The sequence below is a fragment of the Oricola nitratireducens genome, from assembly GCF_014904745.1.
GTDB lineage: Bacteria > Pseudomonadota > Alphaproteobacteria > Rhizobiales > Rhizobiaceae > Oricola > Oricola nitratireducens.
The window spans coordinates 37803-53784 of the sequence record NZ_JACZCS010000005.1 but is presented as its reverse complement, the minus strand read 5'-3'; the positions used below and the strand labels follow the sequence as shown (position 1 = coordinate 53784).

General features: G+C 64.7%; 15 protein-coding genes. 10 read left to right on the top strand and 5 right to left on the bottom strand.

What is annotated here, in order from left to right; translation table 11 throughout:
* The first annotated feature begins 49 nt into the window (after nt 1-49).
* The 10 genes from IG169_RS03805 to IG169_RS03760 all read left to right on the top strand — a co-directional run bounded on the left by IG169_RS03805 (nt 50) and on the right by IG169_RS03760 (nt 10140).
* Nucleotides 50-1156, top strand: a complete 1107-nt coding sequence (locus tag IG169_RS03805; RefSeq protein ID WP_193174835.1) for an alpha/beta fold hydrolase — start codon at nt 50-52, stop codon at nt 1154-1156.
* A 587-nt stretch (nt 1157-1743) separates the two neighbouring features.
* On the top strand, nt 1744-2271 hold the full coding sequence (locus tag IG169_RS03800) for a hypothetical protein (protein WP_193174834.1): 528 nt from the start codon (nt 1744-1746) through the stop codon (nt 2269-2271).
* Nucleotides 2272-2280: 9 nt separating this feature from the next.
* Nucleotides 2281-3201 carry an oxygen-dependent tRNA uridine(34) hydroxylase TrhO gene (gene trhO, locus IG169_RS03795; RefSeq protein ID WP_193174833.1) on the top strand — a complete coding sequence of 307 codons (921 nt, stop codon included), beginning with the start codon at nt 2281-2283 and terminating at the stop codon, nt 3199-3201.
* Nucleotides 3198-4052 carry an urease accessory protein UreD gene (locus IG169_RS03790; protein WP_246717107.1) on the top strand — a complete coding sequence of 285 codons (855 nt, stop codon included), beginning with the start codon at nt 3198-3200 and terminating at the stop codon, nt 4050-4052. The genes trhO and IG169_RS03790 overlap by 4 nt, the downstream gene beginning before the upstream one ends.
* 278 nt (nt 4053-4330) lie before the next feature.
* Nucleotides 4331-5521 carry a GGDEF domain-containing protein gene (locus tag IG169_RS03785; protein ID WP_193174832.1) on the top strand — a complete coding sequence of 397 codons (1191 nt, stop codon included), beginning with the start codon at nt 4331-4333 and terminating at the stop codon, nt 5519-5521.
* Nucleotides 5522-5730: 209 nt separating this feature from the next.
* Nucleotides 5731-6753: a fumarylacetoacetate hydrolase family protein gene (locus tag IG169_RS03780; protein WP_193174831.1), complete on the top strand. Its 1023-nt coding sequence runs from the start codon at nt 5731-5733 to the stop codon at nt 6751-6753.
* Nucleotides 6753-7712, top strand: coding sequence for an MBL fold metallo-hydrolase (locus tag IG169_RS03775; RefSeq protein WP_193174830.1), 960 nt, complete (start codon nt 6753-6755; stop codon nt 7710-7712). Before IG169_RS03780 ends, IG169_RS03775 begins: the two co-directional genes overlap by 1 nt.
* A gap of 33 nt (nt 7713-7745) precedes the next feature.
* Nucleotides 7746-9383: an FAD-dependent oxidoreductase gene (locus IG169_RS03770; RefSeq protein WP_193174829.1), complete on the top strand. Its 1638-nt coding sequence runs from the start codon at nt 7746-7748 to the stop codon at nt 9381-9383.
* 2 nt (nt 9384-9385) lie between these two features.
* Nucleotides 9386-9580, top strand: a complete 195-nt coding sequence (locus tag IG169_RS03765) for a DUF2783 domain-containing protein (protein WP_193174828.1) — start codon at nt 9386-9388, stop codon at nt 9578-9580.
* Between the two features lie 14 nt (nt 9581-9594).
* Complete coding sequence (locus IG169_RS03760) at nt 9595-10140, top strand: VOC family protein (RefSeq protein ID WP_193174827.1); 546 nt, start codon at nt 9595-9597, stop codon at nt 10138-10140.
* Nucleotides 10141-10155: 15 nt separating this feature from the next.
* Here IG169_RS03760 and IG169_RS03755 read toward each other — a convergent pair whose 3' ends face one another.
* Genes IG169_RS03755 through IG169_RS03735 form a run of 5 tightly spaced genes read right to left on the bottom strand, consistent with a single transcriptional unit; the run spans nt 10156 to nt 15917 of the window.
* Complete coding sequence (locus IG169_RS03755) at nt 10156-11403, bottom strand: Tm-1-like ATP-binding domain-containing protein (RefSeq protein ID WP_193174826.1); 1248 nt, start codon at nt 11401-11403, stop codon at nt 10156-10158.
* 10 nt (nt 11404-11413) lie between these two features.
* A complete protein-coding gene (locus IG169_RS03750; protein WP_343225571.1) occupies nt 11414-12862 on the bottom strand; it encodes an aldehyde dehydrogenase family protein in 1449 nt (482 codons plus the stop codon).
* Nucleotides 12763-14382, bottom strand: coding sequence for a tripartite tricarboxylate transporter permease (locus IG169_RS23960; RefSeq protein WP_193174825.1), 1620 nt, complete (start codon nt 14380-14382; stop codon nt 12763-12765). Before IG169_RS23960 ends, IG169_RS03750 begins: the two co-directional genes overlap by 100 nt.
* A 7-nt stretch (nt 14383-14389) precedes the next feature.
* On the bottom strand, nt 14390-14920 hold the full coding sequence (locus IG169_RS03740; protein ID WP_193174824.1) for a tripartite tricarboxylate transporter TctB family protein: 531 nt from the start codon (nt 14918-14920) through the stop codon (nt 14390-14392).
* A 52-nt stretch (nt 14921-14972) separates the two neighbouring features.
* Complete coding sequence (locus IG169_RS03735) at nt 14973-15917, bottom strand: tripartite tricarboxylate transporter substrate-binding protein (protein WP_210325847.1); 945 nt, start codon at nt 15915-15917, stop codon at nt 14973-14975.
* Nucleotides 15918-15982 lie beyond the last annotated feature (65 nt).

Sequence of the window (15982 nt, the reverse complement as noted above, 5' to 3'; positions counted from 1 at the left end):
TGCAACCCGCCGCGAGTGGTCTTGTGTCCGCGATACGGGAGGATGACGCATGCGCCTGCTCGTTGCCGCGGTCGGCTGGATTGCAGCGCTCTTTCTCGCGCTCGCCGCCATCGCCTTGACCGCGATGGGCGGATCGATCCAGGCCGGCCTGATGCTGCTGGCGGCGCTGATCGCGTTCCCGCCGGTGTGGACGCTTGTGCAATCGGCGACAGGCTTCCGGCTTTCCCCGTGGCTGCGCGCGGTCGGCGTCGTTCTCCTGCTCGCCGGTGTCTTCACGGTGACGGCGCTCAATCCCGCGACATCGATCTACAAGTCGCCCGAAATCGAGGCGGAATTCCATAGCCTCTACGACGAGAAGCTCGCGGACTGGCCGGTCCCGCATGAGGCCGTGTTCGTCGGCACGGATTACGGCCGCATCCATGTCATCGTCAGCGGACCCGAGGACGGCCCGCCCGTCCTGCTCTTCAACGCCTCGTCGCTCGCCGGCTGGTCGTGGATCCACAATATAGCTGCCCTTGCGAGGAACCACCGCGTCTATGCCATCGACAATATCGGCGAGGTCGGCCTCAACGAGATGAAGAACAGGGACGCCGTGCCGAAGGACGGCCCCGCGATAGCCGCCTATTACGGTTCGATCATGGACCATTTCGGCATCGCGCGCGCCGACATGGTCGGCGCATCGATCGGCGGCTACATCGCCACCACCATGGCCATCCAGGCGCCGGATCGCGTCCGCCGGCTCGTCCTGCTCTGCCCCATGGGCTATGGCCCGACCGGCAGGACCGTGGCGATCATGGTGCTGGCGCAGTCCTTCCCGTTTCCCGCCATCCGCGATCTCGCCTTCCGCTGGGCGCTCGGCGACGACCCGGTGACGCGCGAGAGCTTCGGCGAATGGTTCCGGCTGGTCCTGGCCGGATCGATTCCCAATCCGGTCCCGCCGCATTCCTTCACGCCCGGGGAACTGCAAGCCGTTGAGGCCCCGACGCTCGTCTTCTTCGGCACCGGGGACGATATCGTCGGCGATGTCGAGGCCGCCCGCACGCTCGCCCAGAACATTCCCGACGTCGAGACCGTCGTCGCCGAGAGCGGCCACATGATCGGCGCGGAAAAAGCGCTGCTGGTCAATGCGACAACCGTCGAATTCCTCGACCGCTAGCGGGTTTCCGGCAGATCGGAAACCGGGTTCCCTCCGAAAACTTGTCCACCGCTCTCCCGCCTCCATTACACTTTTCGTGCCCTCTCGTCGGAAGCCCGGATGCGCACCGGCAATCGGGGAGGGGGACGGTGCCTGGCTGGCCGCGCGGGAGTAACGCGGTCTGGTGATGAGCCACAAGCCAGGGCGGCATGATGATTCGCGGCGAGCGGATTCCGGACGGCGGCTTGCCGCTTGCGAAGGCAAATCCGCGCACCCGCCCGGCCAGGAGGCTCGCCGCAAGCGGTGCCCGAAGGTCCAGCCGGCGGGGAACACCTGCTCTTGCGGGGCAGCGTCGCGAAGATTGACGCCGCAAGACCACCGAACGGGCGGTCGCAGGATCGCGCACAACATCAGACAGAGCGATCCTTCGACCGCCCGTCTTCCGATTGTCCAAAGGCCAGACCGGAAACGGGGCGTGGCGGCGACGGCGCTTGGCGCGATGCCGCCATTCGGCCTCCTGACCAAATCACGCACCGTCATCGTGCGACTTGTCCACCGCGCCTCCGCCTCCCGCATACTTTCCCCGCAACACAAACCGGGGAACAACCATGCCGCCCACCATCAAGCCAACGATCAACGACCCGCATTGTCTCGATTTCCTGCGCATGCCCGACGGCATGATCGATCCCGTCTATGACGGGGCGGCGATGGACGCCCATGCCGGGCGCGACGCCGCCAATTTCGTCCATTGCCACGAGGCCTGCGCGAAAAAGTCCTGCCGCAAGGCCCGCGCCTGCCTCGCCGATGGCACGATTTCCGGCAAGGGCGCCTGCGTCAGCCCGCGCTGGGACGCCCGGACGCAGCTGCTTGCGGTTTATCTCACCGTCCACGCCATCAATATCCGGGAGCGACACCGCGCCTGGGACATCGCCCGCAAACTCGGCGCCGATCTGCCGGTCCCGGAACCCTGGCCGACGGAGGAGGAAATGGCGGGCGACGATGGAGAACGGCCCCGGAGCCGACCCGCGGAGGACGGCGGATGCAATCCCGCTCGACCGCCATCTTCCGCCCGGAGACCGGCAGGAAGCCCGGAGGCCCCGCCTTCACCCCTTGCCTCGCTTTCCGATCGGCAGTAACCGAAAGCCATGGAAAACAACCCGCCCTACACCGTCGCAGCGCTCTATCACTTCGCGAAGTTCGGCCGTTTCGCCGAATTCAAGCCCGAGCTGGAGGCGGTTTGCGAGGAAGCAGGGCTGAAGGGCACGCTGCTGCTCGCCAGCGAGGGCATCAACGGAACGGTCGCCGGCTCCCGCGAGGGCATAGACCGGCTGATCGCCTTCCTGCGCGCCCAGCCGGAATTTGCCGGTCTGGAATACAAGGAAAGCTACGCCGGGAAGGAACCCTTCCTGCGCATGAAGGTGCGCCTGAAAAAGGAGATCGTCACCATGGGCGTGCCCGGCACCGATCCGACGCAGATCGTCGGCACCTATGTCGATCCGGCCGACTGGAACGACCTCATCGCCGATCCCGGCACCGTCGTCGTCGACACCCGCAACGACTATGAATACGCGATCGGCACCTTCGAGAAGGCGGTCAATCCGGAGACGACGAGCTTCCGCGAATTCCCCGACTGGGTGCGCCGCCACGACAACGATCTGAAGGGCAAGAAGGTCGCGATGTTCTGCACCGGCGGCATCCGCTGCGAAAAGGCGACGGCTTTCGTCAAGACGCTCGGTTTCGACGAGGTCTATCATCTCAAGGGCGGCATCCTGAAATATCTCGAGGACGTGCCGGAGGACGAAAGCCTCTGGCATGGCGACTGCTTCGTTTTCGACGAGCGCGTCGCTGTCGGCCACGGGCTGAAGCCCGGCGACTATACGCTGTGCCGCGCCTGCCGGCACCCGCTCACGCAGGAGGAAACCCGCTCGGAGAAATATGTCGAGGGCATTTCCTGCCCGCATTGCCACGACAAGCGCAGCGAGGAGGACCGCGCCCGCTTCGCCGAGCGTCAGCGCCAGATCGCCCTGGCGAAGAAGCGCGGCGAAAAGCATATCGGCGGCGAATGACGGTCGCCCCCGCCGATCTCCTTCCGGTGATGCAGCGCTCGCACGGCGCAGGCACGCTGGAAGTGAAACGATCCGGCGGCGCGACTCGCATCGCACGGCTGCACCAGTCGGGAAACGCCAGGATCCGCGTGCCGAAGACCTACGGCAAGGCGCTCGAAGCCGTGCTGATCAACACCTCGGGCGGCATCACCGGCGGCGACACGCTCGCCTGGACGATTTCCGCCGCCCCCGCCACCGAGACCGTCGTCACCACCCAGGCCTGTGAGCGGATCTACAAGAGCAGCGGCGACACCGGCCGGCAGGAAAGCGCGATCCGCGTCGGCGCCGGCGCCAGCCTGTTCTGGCTGCCGCAGGAAACGATCCTGTTCGACGGCGGACGGCTGCAGCGCGGCCTCGACGTGTCGCTCGGGGAGGACGCCCGCTTCCTCGGCCTCGAAACCCTGGTTTTCGGGCGCGAGGCGATGGGCGAGACCGTCGCCTCTGCCTTCTTTCACGACCGCTGGCGCATTCGCGGAGCCGACGGTGATCTTGTCCATGCCGACGACGTGCGCTTCGACCTGCGGGGAGCCGGCGAAACGGCCGATCCGGCCGTCCTCGGCGGCAACCGCGTTGTCGCGACGCTCGTCTTCGCCACCCCGGATGACGGCGAGAGCCGCGGCCTGATGGTCGCCGGCGCCCGCGCCCTGCTGAAGGATGCAACCGGCGGCGCCAGCCAGATCGGCGACAAGAAGGGCGGCAAGGTCGTTATCCGCCTCGCCGCGCCGTCGAGCTACATCCTGCGCGAGCAACTCCTTCCGGTCATCGCCCTGTTTCTCGGCGAAAGGGCCTTGCCGAAAGTGTGGAGCCTCTAAGGCAATTCCAGGAAAAGTGGGAACCGGTTTTCCGTCCGGAATTGCGTGAAACAAGGAGTTGGAGACGATCATTGATTCCGTGAAACGATGATCGTCTCTAGGAGGGCGTGACGGCGCCGCGCCGATCCGTTTGTCCACCGCGCTTGAAGCCGTGTAAAACTGACCGGTAAAAGCGGCCGCAGGTCTGCCCGCAGCAGGTCTGCACTTAACCACTTCGCAACCACGTCCCGACTACAACTGGTCAATTGCCCATACGGAAGGGAGCGACGCTCGCCGGTATGCAACTCGACCCCCTCACGCTGATGGTTCCCGCGGTCCTTGCGACCGCTTTCGCCGGCATTCTTCTGATTGGCGCGTGGTGGTTCAATCACCGGGTACCTGCTCTGATATGGTGGAGCGCGGCGAATGGTTTCAACGCGGCCGGCCTTGCCGTCCTGACCGCCGGCTTCGCCTGGCATGCCCCCGGCCTGATCGCTCTTGGCAGCGGCATCAACATCATGTCCCCGGCCATGGTCTGGGGTGGCGCCAGGAGCTTCAACGATTTGCCCGCGCGCATTCCCGTAATCGCTGCAGGCCCCGCGATCTGGCTCGCGGTCGCATTGCTGCCGTTCGGCCAGGACAATCAAAAATGGGCGGCTGTCGCCGCATTCGCCGCGTGGTTCTCTTACGTTTCGGCCGCCGTCTGGATTCTCTGGCGCACACGCGCCGAAAAACTGGCCGCTCGCTGGCCCCTGATGGGGTTCATGGCTGCTCATTCCATTATTTATCTCGGCGCCGGCTATGACGCGTTCGCCGGTCAATTCCCGCTGAACCAGCCGCCCCCGCTCGACAGTTGGTTCGGAATCGTCCATTTCGAGACGATTCTCTATGCCATGGGGACCGCCCTGTTCATGGTGCTTGTCTGCAAGGAACGCATGGAGGCCGGATATATCGAGGCCGCGCGTACCGATCCGCTCACCGGCGCGGCCAACCGCACCGCCTTTTTCGAAACCGCCCATCGTCTGCTCGACCGCTGCCGGCAGGAGCAATCACCCTTGTCGCTGGTCATGTTCGACCTCGACCGCTTCAAGTCGATCAACGACAATCACGGCCATCAGGTCGGTGACCGCATCCTGCGCGATTTCGCCGATACGGTGCGCCTGTCGCTGCGTCCGAACGATCTCTTCGGCCGTTATGGCGGCGAGGAATTCGCCGTCGTTCTGCCCGGCGCATCGATCGAGACCGCCTGCGCGATCGCCGAACGTATCCGCCAAGTCTTCGCGGACACCAACGAGTTCGTCGACGGGCAGCCGGTCCGCGCCACGGTCAGCGCCGGTGTCGCCGTCGCATCGCCGGAAATGACCCTTGAGGCTGTCATCGAGGCCGCCGACATGGCGATGTATGCTGCAAAGGATTCCGGGCGCAATCGCGTCGAACGCGCTTCCACGGCTTCGGCGACCGCCGGGGCCAATGTCATCCGCATAGCCTGATCCGCCGGACAGCCTCCCCTCCGCGAACCCGTCGATTCGCCCGCCGGCGAAAAAACCGGTTGTTAGTTACAAACGTAACCATTACCTGTGCATACGGACTGCGATGCGACCGTCCGCGGAGGAGCAGCGGCATCGACGGCGCACGACCGGGATTTCCGAACTCCCGCGCCCGGACATGACGGCATCGGCTGAAACACGAGGACGAATGGATGAAACTGGCGACGCTCGACAACGGAACTCGCGACGGCAGGCTTGTCGTGGTCTCCCGCGATCTTGCCCGCTATGCCGCCGCCGAGAAAATCGCCCCAACGCTGCAGGCCGCGCTCGATGACTGGGCCGCAAAGGCCCCCGCGCTCGCGGACCTGGCCCGCGCCATCGAAAGCAGCGAGGCGCCGACCGAGGCGTTCGACCAGAACCGGGCTCTATCGCCCTTGCCGCGCGCCTACCAGTGGGCCGACGGTTCGGCCTATGTGAATCACGTCGAACTGGTGCGAAAGGCGCGCAACGCCGAGATGCCGGCGACGTTCTGGACAGACCCGCTGATGTATCAGGGCGGCTCCGACAATTTCCTCGCCCCCCGCGCGCCGATCCGCATGGCCGACGAGGCCTGGGGGATCGACATGGAGGCCGAGGTCGCCGTCGTCGTCGACGACGTGCCGATGGGCGCCACGATCGAACAGGCGAAGGCCGCGATCCGCCTCGTCATGCTGGTCAACGACGTCTCGCTGCGCGGCCTGATCCCGGCCGAGCTCGCCAAGGGCTTCGGCTTCTTTCAGTCGAAGCCGTCATCGGCCTTCTCGCCGGTCGCCGTCACGCCGGACGAACTGGGCGACGCCTGGGACGGCGGCAAGGTCCATCTGCCGCTCCATGTCGATCTGAACGGCGCGCCGCTCGGCCGCGCCAATGCCGGCGTCGACATGACCTTCGATTTCCCGACCATTGTCGCCCACGCCGCCAAGACCCGCCCGCTCGGCGCGGGCGCGATCATCGGCTCCGGCACCGTGTCGAACAAGGATTCCGACGGCAGCCCCGGAAAGCCGGTCGCCGATGGCGGGCTCGGCTATTCCTGCCTTGCCGAAGTCCGAATGATCGAGACAATTTACGACGGCGCCCCGAAGACGCCGTTCATGCGGTTCGGAGACACCGTCCGCATCGAGATGCCGGACGAAACCGGCAAATCGATTTTCGGGGCGATCGAACAGACAGTGGAAAAATACGAAGGAGCCGCCTGATGGCAAAGCAATTCGCAAGTGCCGGTGATTTGACCGAAAAGAAGATCAGCTTCACCGAAATCGGCAAGGACCTCTGGGCCTTCACCGCCGAGGGCGATCCCAATACCGGCGTCATCATCGGCGATGATTCCGTCATGATCGTCGAGGCGCAGGCGACACCCGAACTCGCCAACAAGGTGATCGAGAAGGTGCGCTCCGTCACCGACAAGCCGATCAGCCATCTGGTGCTGACCCACTACCACGCCGTGCGCGTGCTCGGTGCCGCCGCCTACAAGGCGCCCACCGTCATCATGAGCCAGAAGGCCCGCTCCATGGTCGTGGAACGCGGCGCGGAAGACCGCGAATCCGAATTCATGCGCTTCCCGCGCCTGTTCATGGGCTATGAAAATGTCGACGACATCCCGCCGCTGACCTGGCCGACCACGACCTTCAACGACCGGATGACCGTCTATCTCGGCAAGCGCCGCGTCGATCTGCGATTTCTCGGCCGCGCCCACACCGCCGGCGACATCGTCATTCACGTCCCCGACGCAAACGTCATGTTCACCGGCGACATCGTCGAGTACCACTCGGCCTGCTATTGCGGCGACGGCCATTTCAACGAATGGCCGGCGACGCTGGAAGCGATCCGCGCCTATGACGTGGAAGCCATCGCTCCGGGCCGCGGCGACGCGCTCGTCGGCAAGGAGATGGTGAACAAGGCGCTGACCAACACCGCCGACTTCGTCTCGTCGACCTACCGCCCGGTCGCCCGTATCGCCCAGGGCGGCGGCTCGCTGAAGGAAGCCTGGGACGCCTGCCGCGCCGAATGCGATCCGAAGTTCGCCAACTATGCCATCTATGAGCACTGCCTGCCGTTCAACGTCGCCCGCGCCTATGACGAGGCGCTCGGCATCGATACGCCGCGCATCTGGACCGCCGAGCGCGACGCGAAAATGTGGGACGCTCTGCAAGGCTGAGACAACGGACGGAAACTGTTGGGAGGACCGATCTTGAACCAGACTGTCGAAACGACCGGCAAGAAGATATTCGAAACGCCGCTTTATCCCTATCGGCGCTCCGCCGATCAGGAGCCGGGAGCCAGGGCACATCACCCCGTCGTCGTGGCCGGTGCGGGCCCGATCGGGCTCGCCGCCGCCATCGACCTCGCCCAGATGGATGTGCCGGTCGTCGTTCTCGACGACAATGACAAGGTCTCCTGGGGCTCGCGCGCCATCTGCTTCGCCAAGCGGCCGCTCGAAATCCTCGACCGGCTCGGCTGCGGCGATCCGATGGTCGACAAGGGCGTTGTCTGGAACATCGGCAAGGTCTTCTTCGACGACCGGCAGGTCTACCAGTTCGACCTGCTGCCGGAGAAGGGCCACAAGCGCCCGGCTTTCATCAACCTGCAGCAATATTATTTCGAGCAATATCTGGTCGAACGCGTCCGCGAATTGCAGGCCGAGGGCAAGCCGATCGAGCTGCGCGGCGGCAACAAGGTCGTTTCCGTCACGCCGAAGGACAAGGGCGTCGCGCTCTCCGTCGATACGCCCGACGGGCCCTACACCATGGACAGCGACTGGCTGATCGCCTGCGACGGCGCCGGCTCGCCGATCCGCGCGATGATGGGCCTCGACTTCGTCGGCCGCGTCTTCGAGGACAATTTCCTGATTGCCGACGTGGTGATGGACGCCGACTTCCCGACCGAGCGCTGGTTCTGGTTTGACCCGCCCTTCAACCGTGGCCAGTCGGCGCTGCTGCACAAGCAGCCGGACAATGTCTGGCGCATCGATCTGCAGCTCGGCTGGAACATCGACAAGGACGAGGAAAAGAAACCCGAAAACGTCATCCCGCGCCTCAAGGCGATGCTCGGCGACGACGTCAAGTTCGAGCTCGAATGGGTCTCGATCTATACGTTCCAGTGCCGCCGCATGGAGAAGTTCCGCCACGGCCACGTAATTTTCGCCGGCGACGCCGCGCACCAGGTCTCGCCCTTCGGCGCGCGCGGCGCCAATTCCGGCCTGCAGGACACCGACAATCTGTGCTGGAAGCTCAAGCTGGTGATGGACGGCCTCGCGCCCGAAAGCCTGCTCGAGTCCTATGATGTCGAGCGGATTCATGGCGCCGACGAGAATATTCTCAATTCCTCGCGCTCGACCGATTTCATCACGCCCAAATCGGACGTCAGCCGCGCCTTCCGCGACGCGGCGCTCGATCTTTCCGAACGCTTCGAATTCGCCCGGCCGCTGGTCAATTCCGGCCGGCTCTCCGTGCCCTGCGTCTATGACGGTTCGCCGCTCAACGGCCCCGACGCGCTCGAAGGCGGCCCGGCGCGCACGCGCCCCGGCGCCACCTGCCCCGACGCGCGGCTTGGAACGGACTTCCTGCTCGACCGGCTCGGCGGCGAATTCCAGTTGCTCGCCATCGATGCCGAGGTGCCGGACAGCGTCGAGGATGGCGGCATCGCGGCGAATGCCATTCGCGTGTCCGCGGCCGACGATCCGAGCGGCGATCTCGCCGCGCGCTATCTCGGAGACGCCAGGTCGGCCGTCTACCTTATACGGCCGGACCAGCATGTCGCTGCCCGCTGGCCGTCCTTCGATGAAGCCGCGGTCAAGGCCGCGATCCGCCAGGCAACCGGGAGGGCATGACGATGACGAGACTCATCACCAAACCGAACATCGCTGCGCCGGATGATTTCTACGCCGACCTGCTCGCGGTCCACGAGGGACTGGCGAAGGCCGAAAGCGATGCACTCAACGCGAGGCTCATCCTGATCCTGGCGAACCATATCGGCGACCGCGAGACGCTTGCCGAAGCGCTCGACGCCGCCAAGCCGAAGAAATGAGAGGAGACACGACAATGAAGATCGAGAAGATTCATCACGTCGCCTATCGCTGCAAGGACGCGAAGGAAACCGTCAACTGGTACGGCGAAATGCTGAACATGGATTTCGTCCTGGCGATCGCCGAGAACCATGTTCCCTCGACGCATGAGCCCGATCCCTACATGCACGTCTTCCTCGATGCAGGCGACGGCAACGTGCTCGCCTTCTTCGAGCTGCCGACCAAGCCGGAAATGGGCCGCGATCCGAACACCCCGGTCTGGGTTCAGCACATCGCCTTCAAGGTCAAGGATCGCGACGAACTGCTCGCGTTCAAGGAGCATCTGGAGAAAAAGGGCGTCGAAGTCCTCGGCGTGACCGACCACTCGATCTTCCACTCGATCTATTTCTTCGACCCGAACGGCCACCGTGTCGAACTCGCCTGTCCGGACCCGGAAGAAGATGCACTGCTGGAGCGCCTGACCGCAGTCAAGTGGGACATGCTGGAGGAATGGTCGAAGACCAAGCGCGCACCGCAACACGCCGACTGGCTGCACGCCAAGGAACTCGACAAGGTTCTCTAGGTTTTATCCACCGGGTCAGGCCTGCGCCTGGCCCGGCTTCTTCACGATTCCGCGCGCGACCCAGTCGTCGAAGATCGCCAGCGCCGTCTCGCAGAATTCCGCATCGTTGATGTGGCAATCCAGTGCCCGCAGCGAAACATTCGCCGGGCGCGCTTTTTCCATCTCGTCGCAGAACGCCGCCAGGCCCTCCGGATCATGCAGGTCGGCGCCCGGCCGGTCCCATTCGTGGCACCCGCCTTTCGGCAGCAGGAACTCGACCGGCGCGGTCGCGCTTCCCATTTGCTTGCACAATTCGCGCGCCACCTCACGGCGCTGGTCCGGCTCCAGGACAATCGATGTCAGTAACCGGTTATGCGCATGCGAGGGCGTGTTCCTGAAGCGCTCCGGCAACGGCTGCCAGCCGACGAAATCGATCAGGTCTATGCAGCCCGGCGCGACGAGCTGCGGGATGCCGGCCTTTCCGGCGTTGGTCAGCCGGTCGGCGCCCGCCGACAGCCCGCCCATCATGTGATTGCCGACCTCCTGCGTGGCGAAATCGAACACGCAGGCGAACGCCCCTTCGGCGGCCAGCGCCTCGAAGGCCCGCCCGCCCATGCCGGTGGCGTGGAACACCGCGACCTCGAAACCGCGTTTTTCCAGTTCCGGTTTGAGTGTCACCATGTAACGCAGCACGGTCTTGCCGAACGACGTCATGCCGATCAGCGGACGGTCGCGCACCGGCGGCTCCACCGCCCGCGCCGCGCCAAGCACCGCGCCCGCCGCCTGGCTGAGCGACGACTTGCACACCGAATTGAGACCGTAGAGGCCGCCGGCCCACAGGATCATCTGGATGTCCGGCGCAAGCCGTTCCGCCGGGAGCAGCGGCGAGAAGGAGACGGTCGAGACGACATATTTCGGCACGCCCAGCGGCAGCGCCGCCGCGACGTCGAGCGCCAGATCCGTGCCCATCGTGCCACCGAGCACGATCATTCCGTCGAAGACGCCCTCGCGGTGGAGCCGCGCGGTCAGCGCCGCCGCGCCGTTCGCCATGATCTGCATCGCGTGGTTCTCGTCGCCCGAGTCGATCGCAGCCCGGATCGAGCTGCCGCCTTCGGCCGCGACGTCGTGCTTGGAATAGTCGGTCGGCACGGCCGGGTCGCCGAGCACGCTGACATCCATCGTCACCACGCGGCCGTCCTGCCTCGCGATACACTCCGCCATGTAGGAGAGTTCATCGTTCTTGGTGTCGTAGGTCCCGATGACGAGGATCGTCTTGTCGCTCATTGCGTCTTCCTCACAACTGGATCCAAGCGGTCTTCAGGTCGAGATATTTGTCGAAGGCGTGCAGCGACTTGTCGTGCCCGTTGCCCGACTGCCTGACGCCGCCGAGCGGCACCGTCAGGTCCGACCCGCCATAGGTGTTGACATGCACGACCCCTGCGCGCACGGCGCGGATCATCCGGTGGGCGCGCGACAGGTCGCTGGTCCAGACGCCGGACGACAGGCCGTATTCCGTTCCGTTCGCGATGGCGACCGCTTCCGCCTCGTCCTCGAACGGGGTGACGGCGAGCACCGGCCCGAACACTTCCTTCTGCGCCAGCGTATCGGTCGCGCCGACGCCGGTGAAGATCGTCGGCTCCATGTAGTAGCCGCCGGTCTCCTCCAGGATGCGGTTGCCGCCCCGGTAGAGCGACGCGCCTTCCTTCTGTGCCGTCTCGACGAAGCCGAGGCTCTGTTCGAGTTGCCGCAGGCTGTTGATCGCGCCGATCTGCGACGTCTGGTCGAGCGGATCGCCGACCTTCAATGCCGCGGCCTGCTTCGCCAGTTCGGCGACAAACTCGTCATGCACGCCGCGCTGCACCAGCAGCCGCGTGCACGCGACGCAGACCTGACCGGAATTGCGAAACATGCCGTTGACCGTGACCTTGGCGGCCTGGGCGATGTCCTTGGCGTCGTCGAAGACGATCGACGGCGACTTGCCGCCAAGCTCCAGATAGACGCGTTTCAGGTTGGACCGCGCCGAATATTCGAGCAGCCGCCGCCCGACCCCGCCCGACCCGGTGAACACCAGCACGTCGACATCCATCGACAGCGCCAGCGCTTCGCCGGCGACCTGCCCCCGGCCCGTGACGACATTCAGCACGCCTTTCGGTAGCCCGGCTTCGAGCGCGAGTTCCGCCAGCCGCAGCAGCGAAAGCGACGCGGTTTCGGCCGGTTTCAGAACCACCGAATTGCCCGCCGCGATCGCCGGTCCGAGCTTCCAGGCGCCGATCATCAGCGGGAAATTCCACGGCACGATGGCGCCGACGACGCCGACCGGCTCGCGATGGATGAGACCCAGATGCGTGTCCGCCGTCGGCGCGATCTCGCCATAGAGCTTGTCGATGGCCTCGCCGTAGTAGCGGATCGTCGCCGCCGCCGATCCGGCCTCGGCCTTGAACGCCATGGAAAATTCGGTGCCGTTGTCGCGCACGCCGAGAACCGTCAGCGCGAGCGCCTCGCGCTCGATCAGCTCCGCCCATTTGAGCATGACTTTTTTGCGCGCCGCCGGCGGCTGGCCGCACCAGCGCCTGTCCTCGAACGCCGCCCGCGCGGACGCGACCGCATGATCGACCTCGGCGGACGTGGCGTCCGCGATGGTCGTCAGCTGCGATCCGTCGATCGGCGATATGACGTCGAGTGGCGCGCCTTCACCTTCCTGCCACGCGCCCTCAACAAGGAGTTTCTGCGGCGGGACAGGAATGCGCCGAAGCGCGTCGATCTGAACTTGGTCTGCCATTCGGCCTCCTTCAGCGCTTTGCGGTCGAGCCAGACTTGCCTCACGTGAATGACCAGCACGCCGACGATCACCAGGAAAAGGATCATCGCCACCGGCCGGTCGATGAAGTCGAACGGCTCGTTCACCCGGGCCATGCCCGCGCGCAATTTCACTTCCATGATGTTGCCGAGCACCATGCCGAGAATGATCGGCACTATGGGCAGCGACAGGCGTTTGAGTATGTAGCCCACTATCCCGAATATCGCGGCGATGATGCAGTCGGTCACCGAGTTGCGCAGCGAATAGACGCCCACGAAGGACAGCGTCAGGACGGTGATGCCGAGGAACTTGTTCGGGATCTTCACCACGCTGATCAGCGGCCGCGTCGCGACCAGCAGGAACAGCAGCACCAGCACGTTCAGGATCAGGAGCGCCAGGTAAAGCGCGATGATGAAGTCCATGTGTTTCTGGAACAGCGCCGGGCCGGGCACGACATTGTGCACGTAGAACACCGACAGCATCATCGCCGTCAGCGCCTCGCCGGGAATGCCGAGCGCCAGAAGCGGCACCATCGCGGCGGCGGGAACCGCGTTGTTGGCGGTCTCGGACGCGATCAGGCCTTCAGAGGAGCCGTGGCCGAAATCCTGCGGCCGCTTCGAGGTCTTCTGCGCATAGGTGTATGAGAGAAACTGCGCCGTGAATTCCCCGACGCCGGGGATCATGCCCATCAGCACCCCGAAGGTGGCCGAAACCGTCGCCACACGGGGATGCCGCGACAATTCCCGCAATCCCTGGAACAGCCCGCCGCGCAGGCGCGTGATGCGGATTTTCTCGTCGTCGCTCGTCAGCAGCACGAAGGCCTGGCTGAGCGCGAACAGGCCGAGCACGACCACGATCAGGTCGATGCCGCCGGACAGAAATGCCTGGTCGAAGGTGAAGCGCTTGGAATATTTGACCGGCTCCAGCCCGATGGTCTGGATGAAGATGCCGAACGCCGCCAGCGATCCGGCGATCAGGCTCTGGCCGCGATGCGCGACGATGACAAGAATGATGCCGAGAAGTGCGGCGAGAAAGATTTCCCGGCTGCCGAACAGCGGCGCGACCTTGGCGAGCACCGGCGCGAAAAGGATCAGGCAGATCACCGAGAAGATGCCGCCGAAGAACGACGCCGAATAGGCGAGCGAGAGCGCTCGCCGCGGCTCGCCGCGCACCGTCATCGGATACCCGTCATAGGTGGTCAGCGCATTGACCGCGGTGCCCGGCGTATTGATCAGCACCGCCGGGATCGACCCGCCATACATCGACGAGCCGTAGATCCCGAGAAGCACCGTCAGGCCGACGATCGGCTGCATCGAAAAGGTTGCCGGCAGAAGGATCGCGATCGCGACGGCCGGACCGACGCCCGGAATGGCGCCGATCAGCACACCGCCGACGGACCCGACCAGCAGCGCCAGCACGACGTCCCAGCGGGCCAGAATTTCGACACTCGAAAGAAACAGGTCCATGGTGCCTTCAGAGGTTCAGGATGAAGAAGCTGCGGATCGCGCCGGGAAGGTATTCGTAGAGCATGCCGCCGGGGATTTTGACCGAGAGAAAGCTCTTGAAGATGATCACGGTCACGATCGCGAAGGCGATGCTTATCAGGATCATCTTGCGGCTCCGGTATCCGAGCCGCCAGGCAAGCGCCGGCACGAAGACCATGGTCGTCGGCAGGTAGCCGACAATCGGGACGACGAAGACGTAACCCATGAACCAGGCGGCGTATTCGAGCGCCGACGCCCATTTGCGCGCCTCGATCCAGTCGGCCGCCTGGAAGCGGTGCCATGGCAGCTTGATCAGGTAGAGGGCGCCGAGCACGAACATTGCGCCGATCCCGGTTGCCGGCCAGAAACGCGGCTGGGCGAAGAACCCCGTCTTCGCGACCCAGCGGGTTTCGCTCGGCACCTGCGACAACAGGAAGGCGGAAAACAGAACGAAGACGACGGCAAAGATCAGTTGCCCCCGTCTCGGTCCCGGAAATCGGCGCTCGCGCTCGGTCGTCACTTTGGCTTGCTCTGGAAAAGAACGGGCCCGGATATGCCGGGCCCGATAACCATCATTGCTGCAGCAATTTGCCGATGCGGTCGACGGTCTCGATATCCTTCTTGATACGAGCCGCGCTTTCCTCGGCGTTTTGCCAATAGATCAGCGCGCCCGTCTCCTTGCCGACGGCCTGCGCGCGGTCGCTCATCACCGTCTTGGATGCGACGGCGATGATCTTGTCGCGAACGTCCTGCGGCGTCTCCTTGGTGACGAACAGGCCGTTCCACAATGCGATATTGAGGGACGGATCGAGTTCGCCGATCGTCGGCGTATCCGGGATGAGCGGAATGCGCGTATCGGTGATCGAGGTCAGCACCTTGACCTTGTCGAGGCAGGGCAGGATCAGCTGCAGCGTCGTGTTGATGACGTCCGCATCGCCCGAGGCGAGCGTGTTGCAGTCGAGCGCGTCGAAGGCGGCATCGGAGCCCCACTCGAAGCCGGCGTTCTTCGCATAGGCCTTGGTCACCTGCGTCGGCGTCAGCACATCGCCGAAATGGCCGAGCGCGACATCGTGATCCTTCGCGTAAGCCGCCAGTTCCTCCATCGAGGAATAGGGCGCGTCGGCGCTGGTCGCGATGACGAAAGGATAGGTCAGGAAAATGCCGAGCGGATCGAATTTTTCCGGCGTCAGTTCCGGAATGCCGATCGTGTGGCCAACGACCGGCACACCGATCACGAAGGAGCCGATCGTGTAGCCGTCCGGCGGAGCCGTGGCGACGTCGATCGCCCCCGGGAACGGACCGCCGCCGCCGCCGGGCTTGTTCACGACCGCTGCCGCAACGCCGTACTTGGCCTGGAAATCTTCGGCGATCATGCGCGTCAGAACATCCTCGAGATCGCCCGGAGGCCACGGCACGATGAAGTTCACGGGTTTTTCGGGATACTCGGCATGCGCGGCAGTACCGAGCAGCATCATGACGCCCGCCAGGGCACCCTTCAGGATGTTGGATTTGAACACAAGCTATCTCCCTATAGTTGGTTCATATAGTGAACCATTGGTTCTAAAATAGATTGACATTCAAC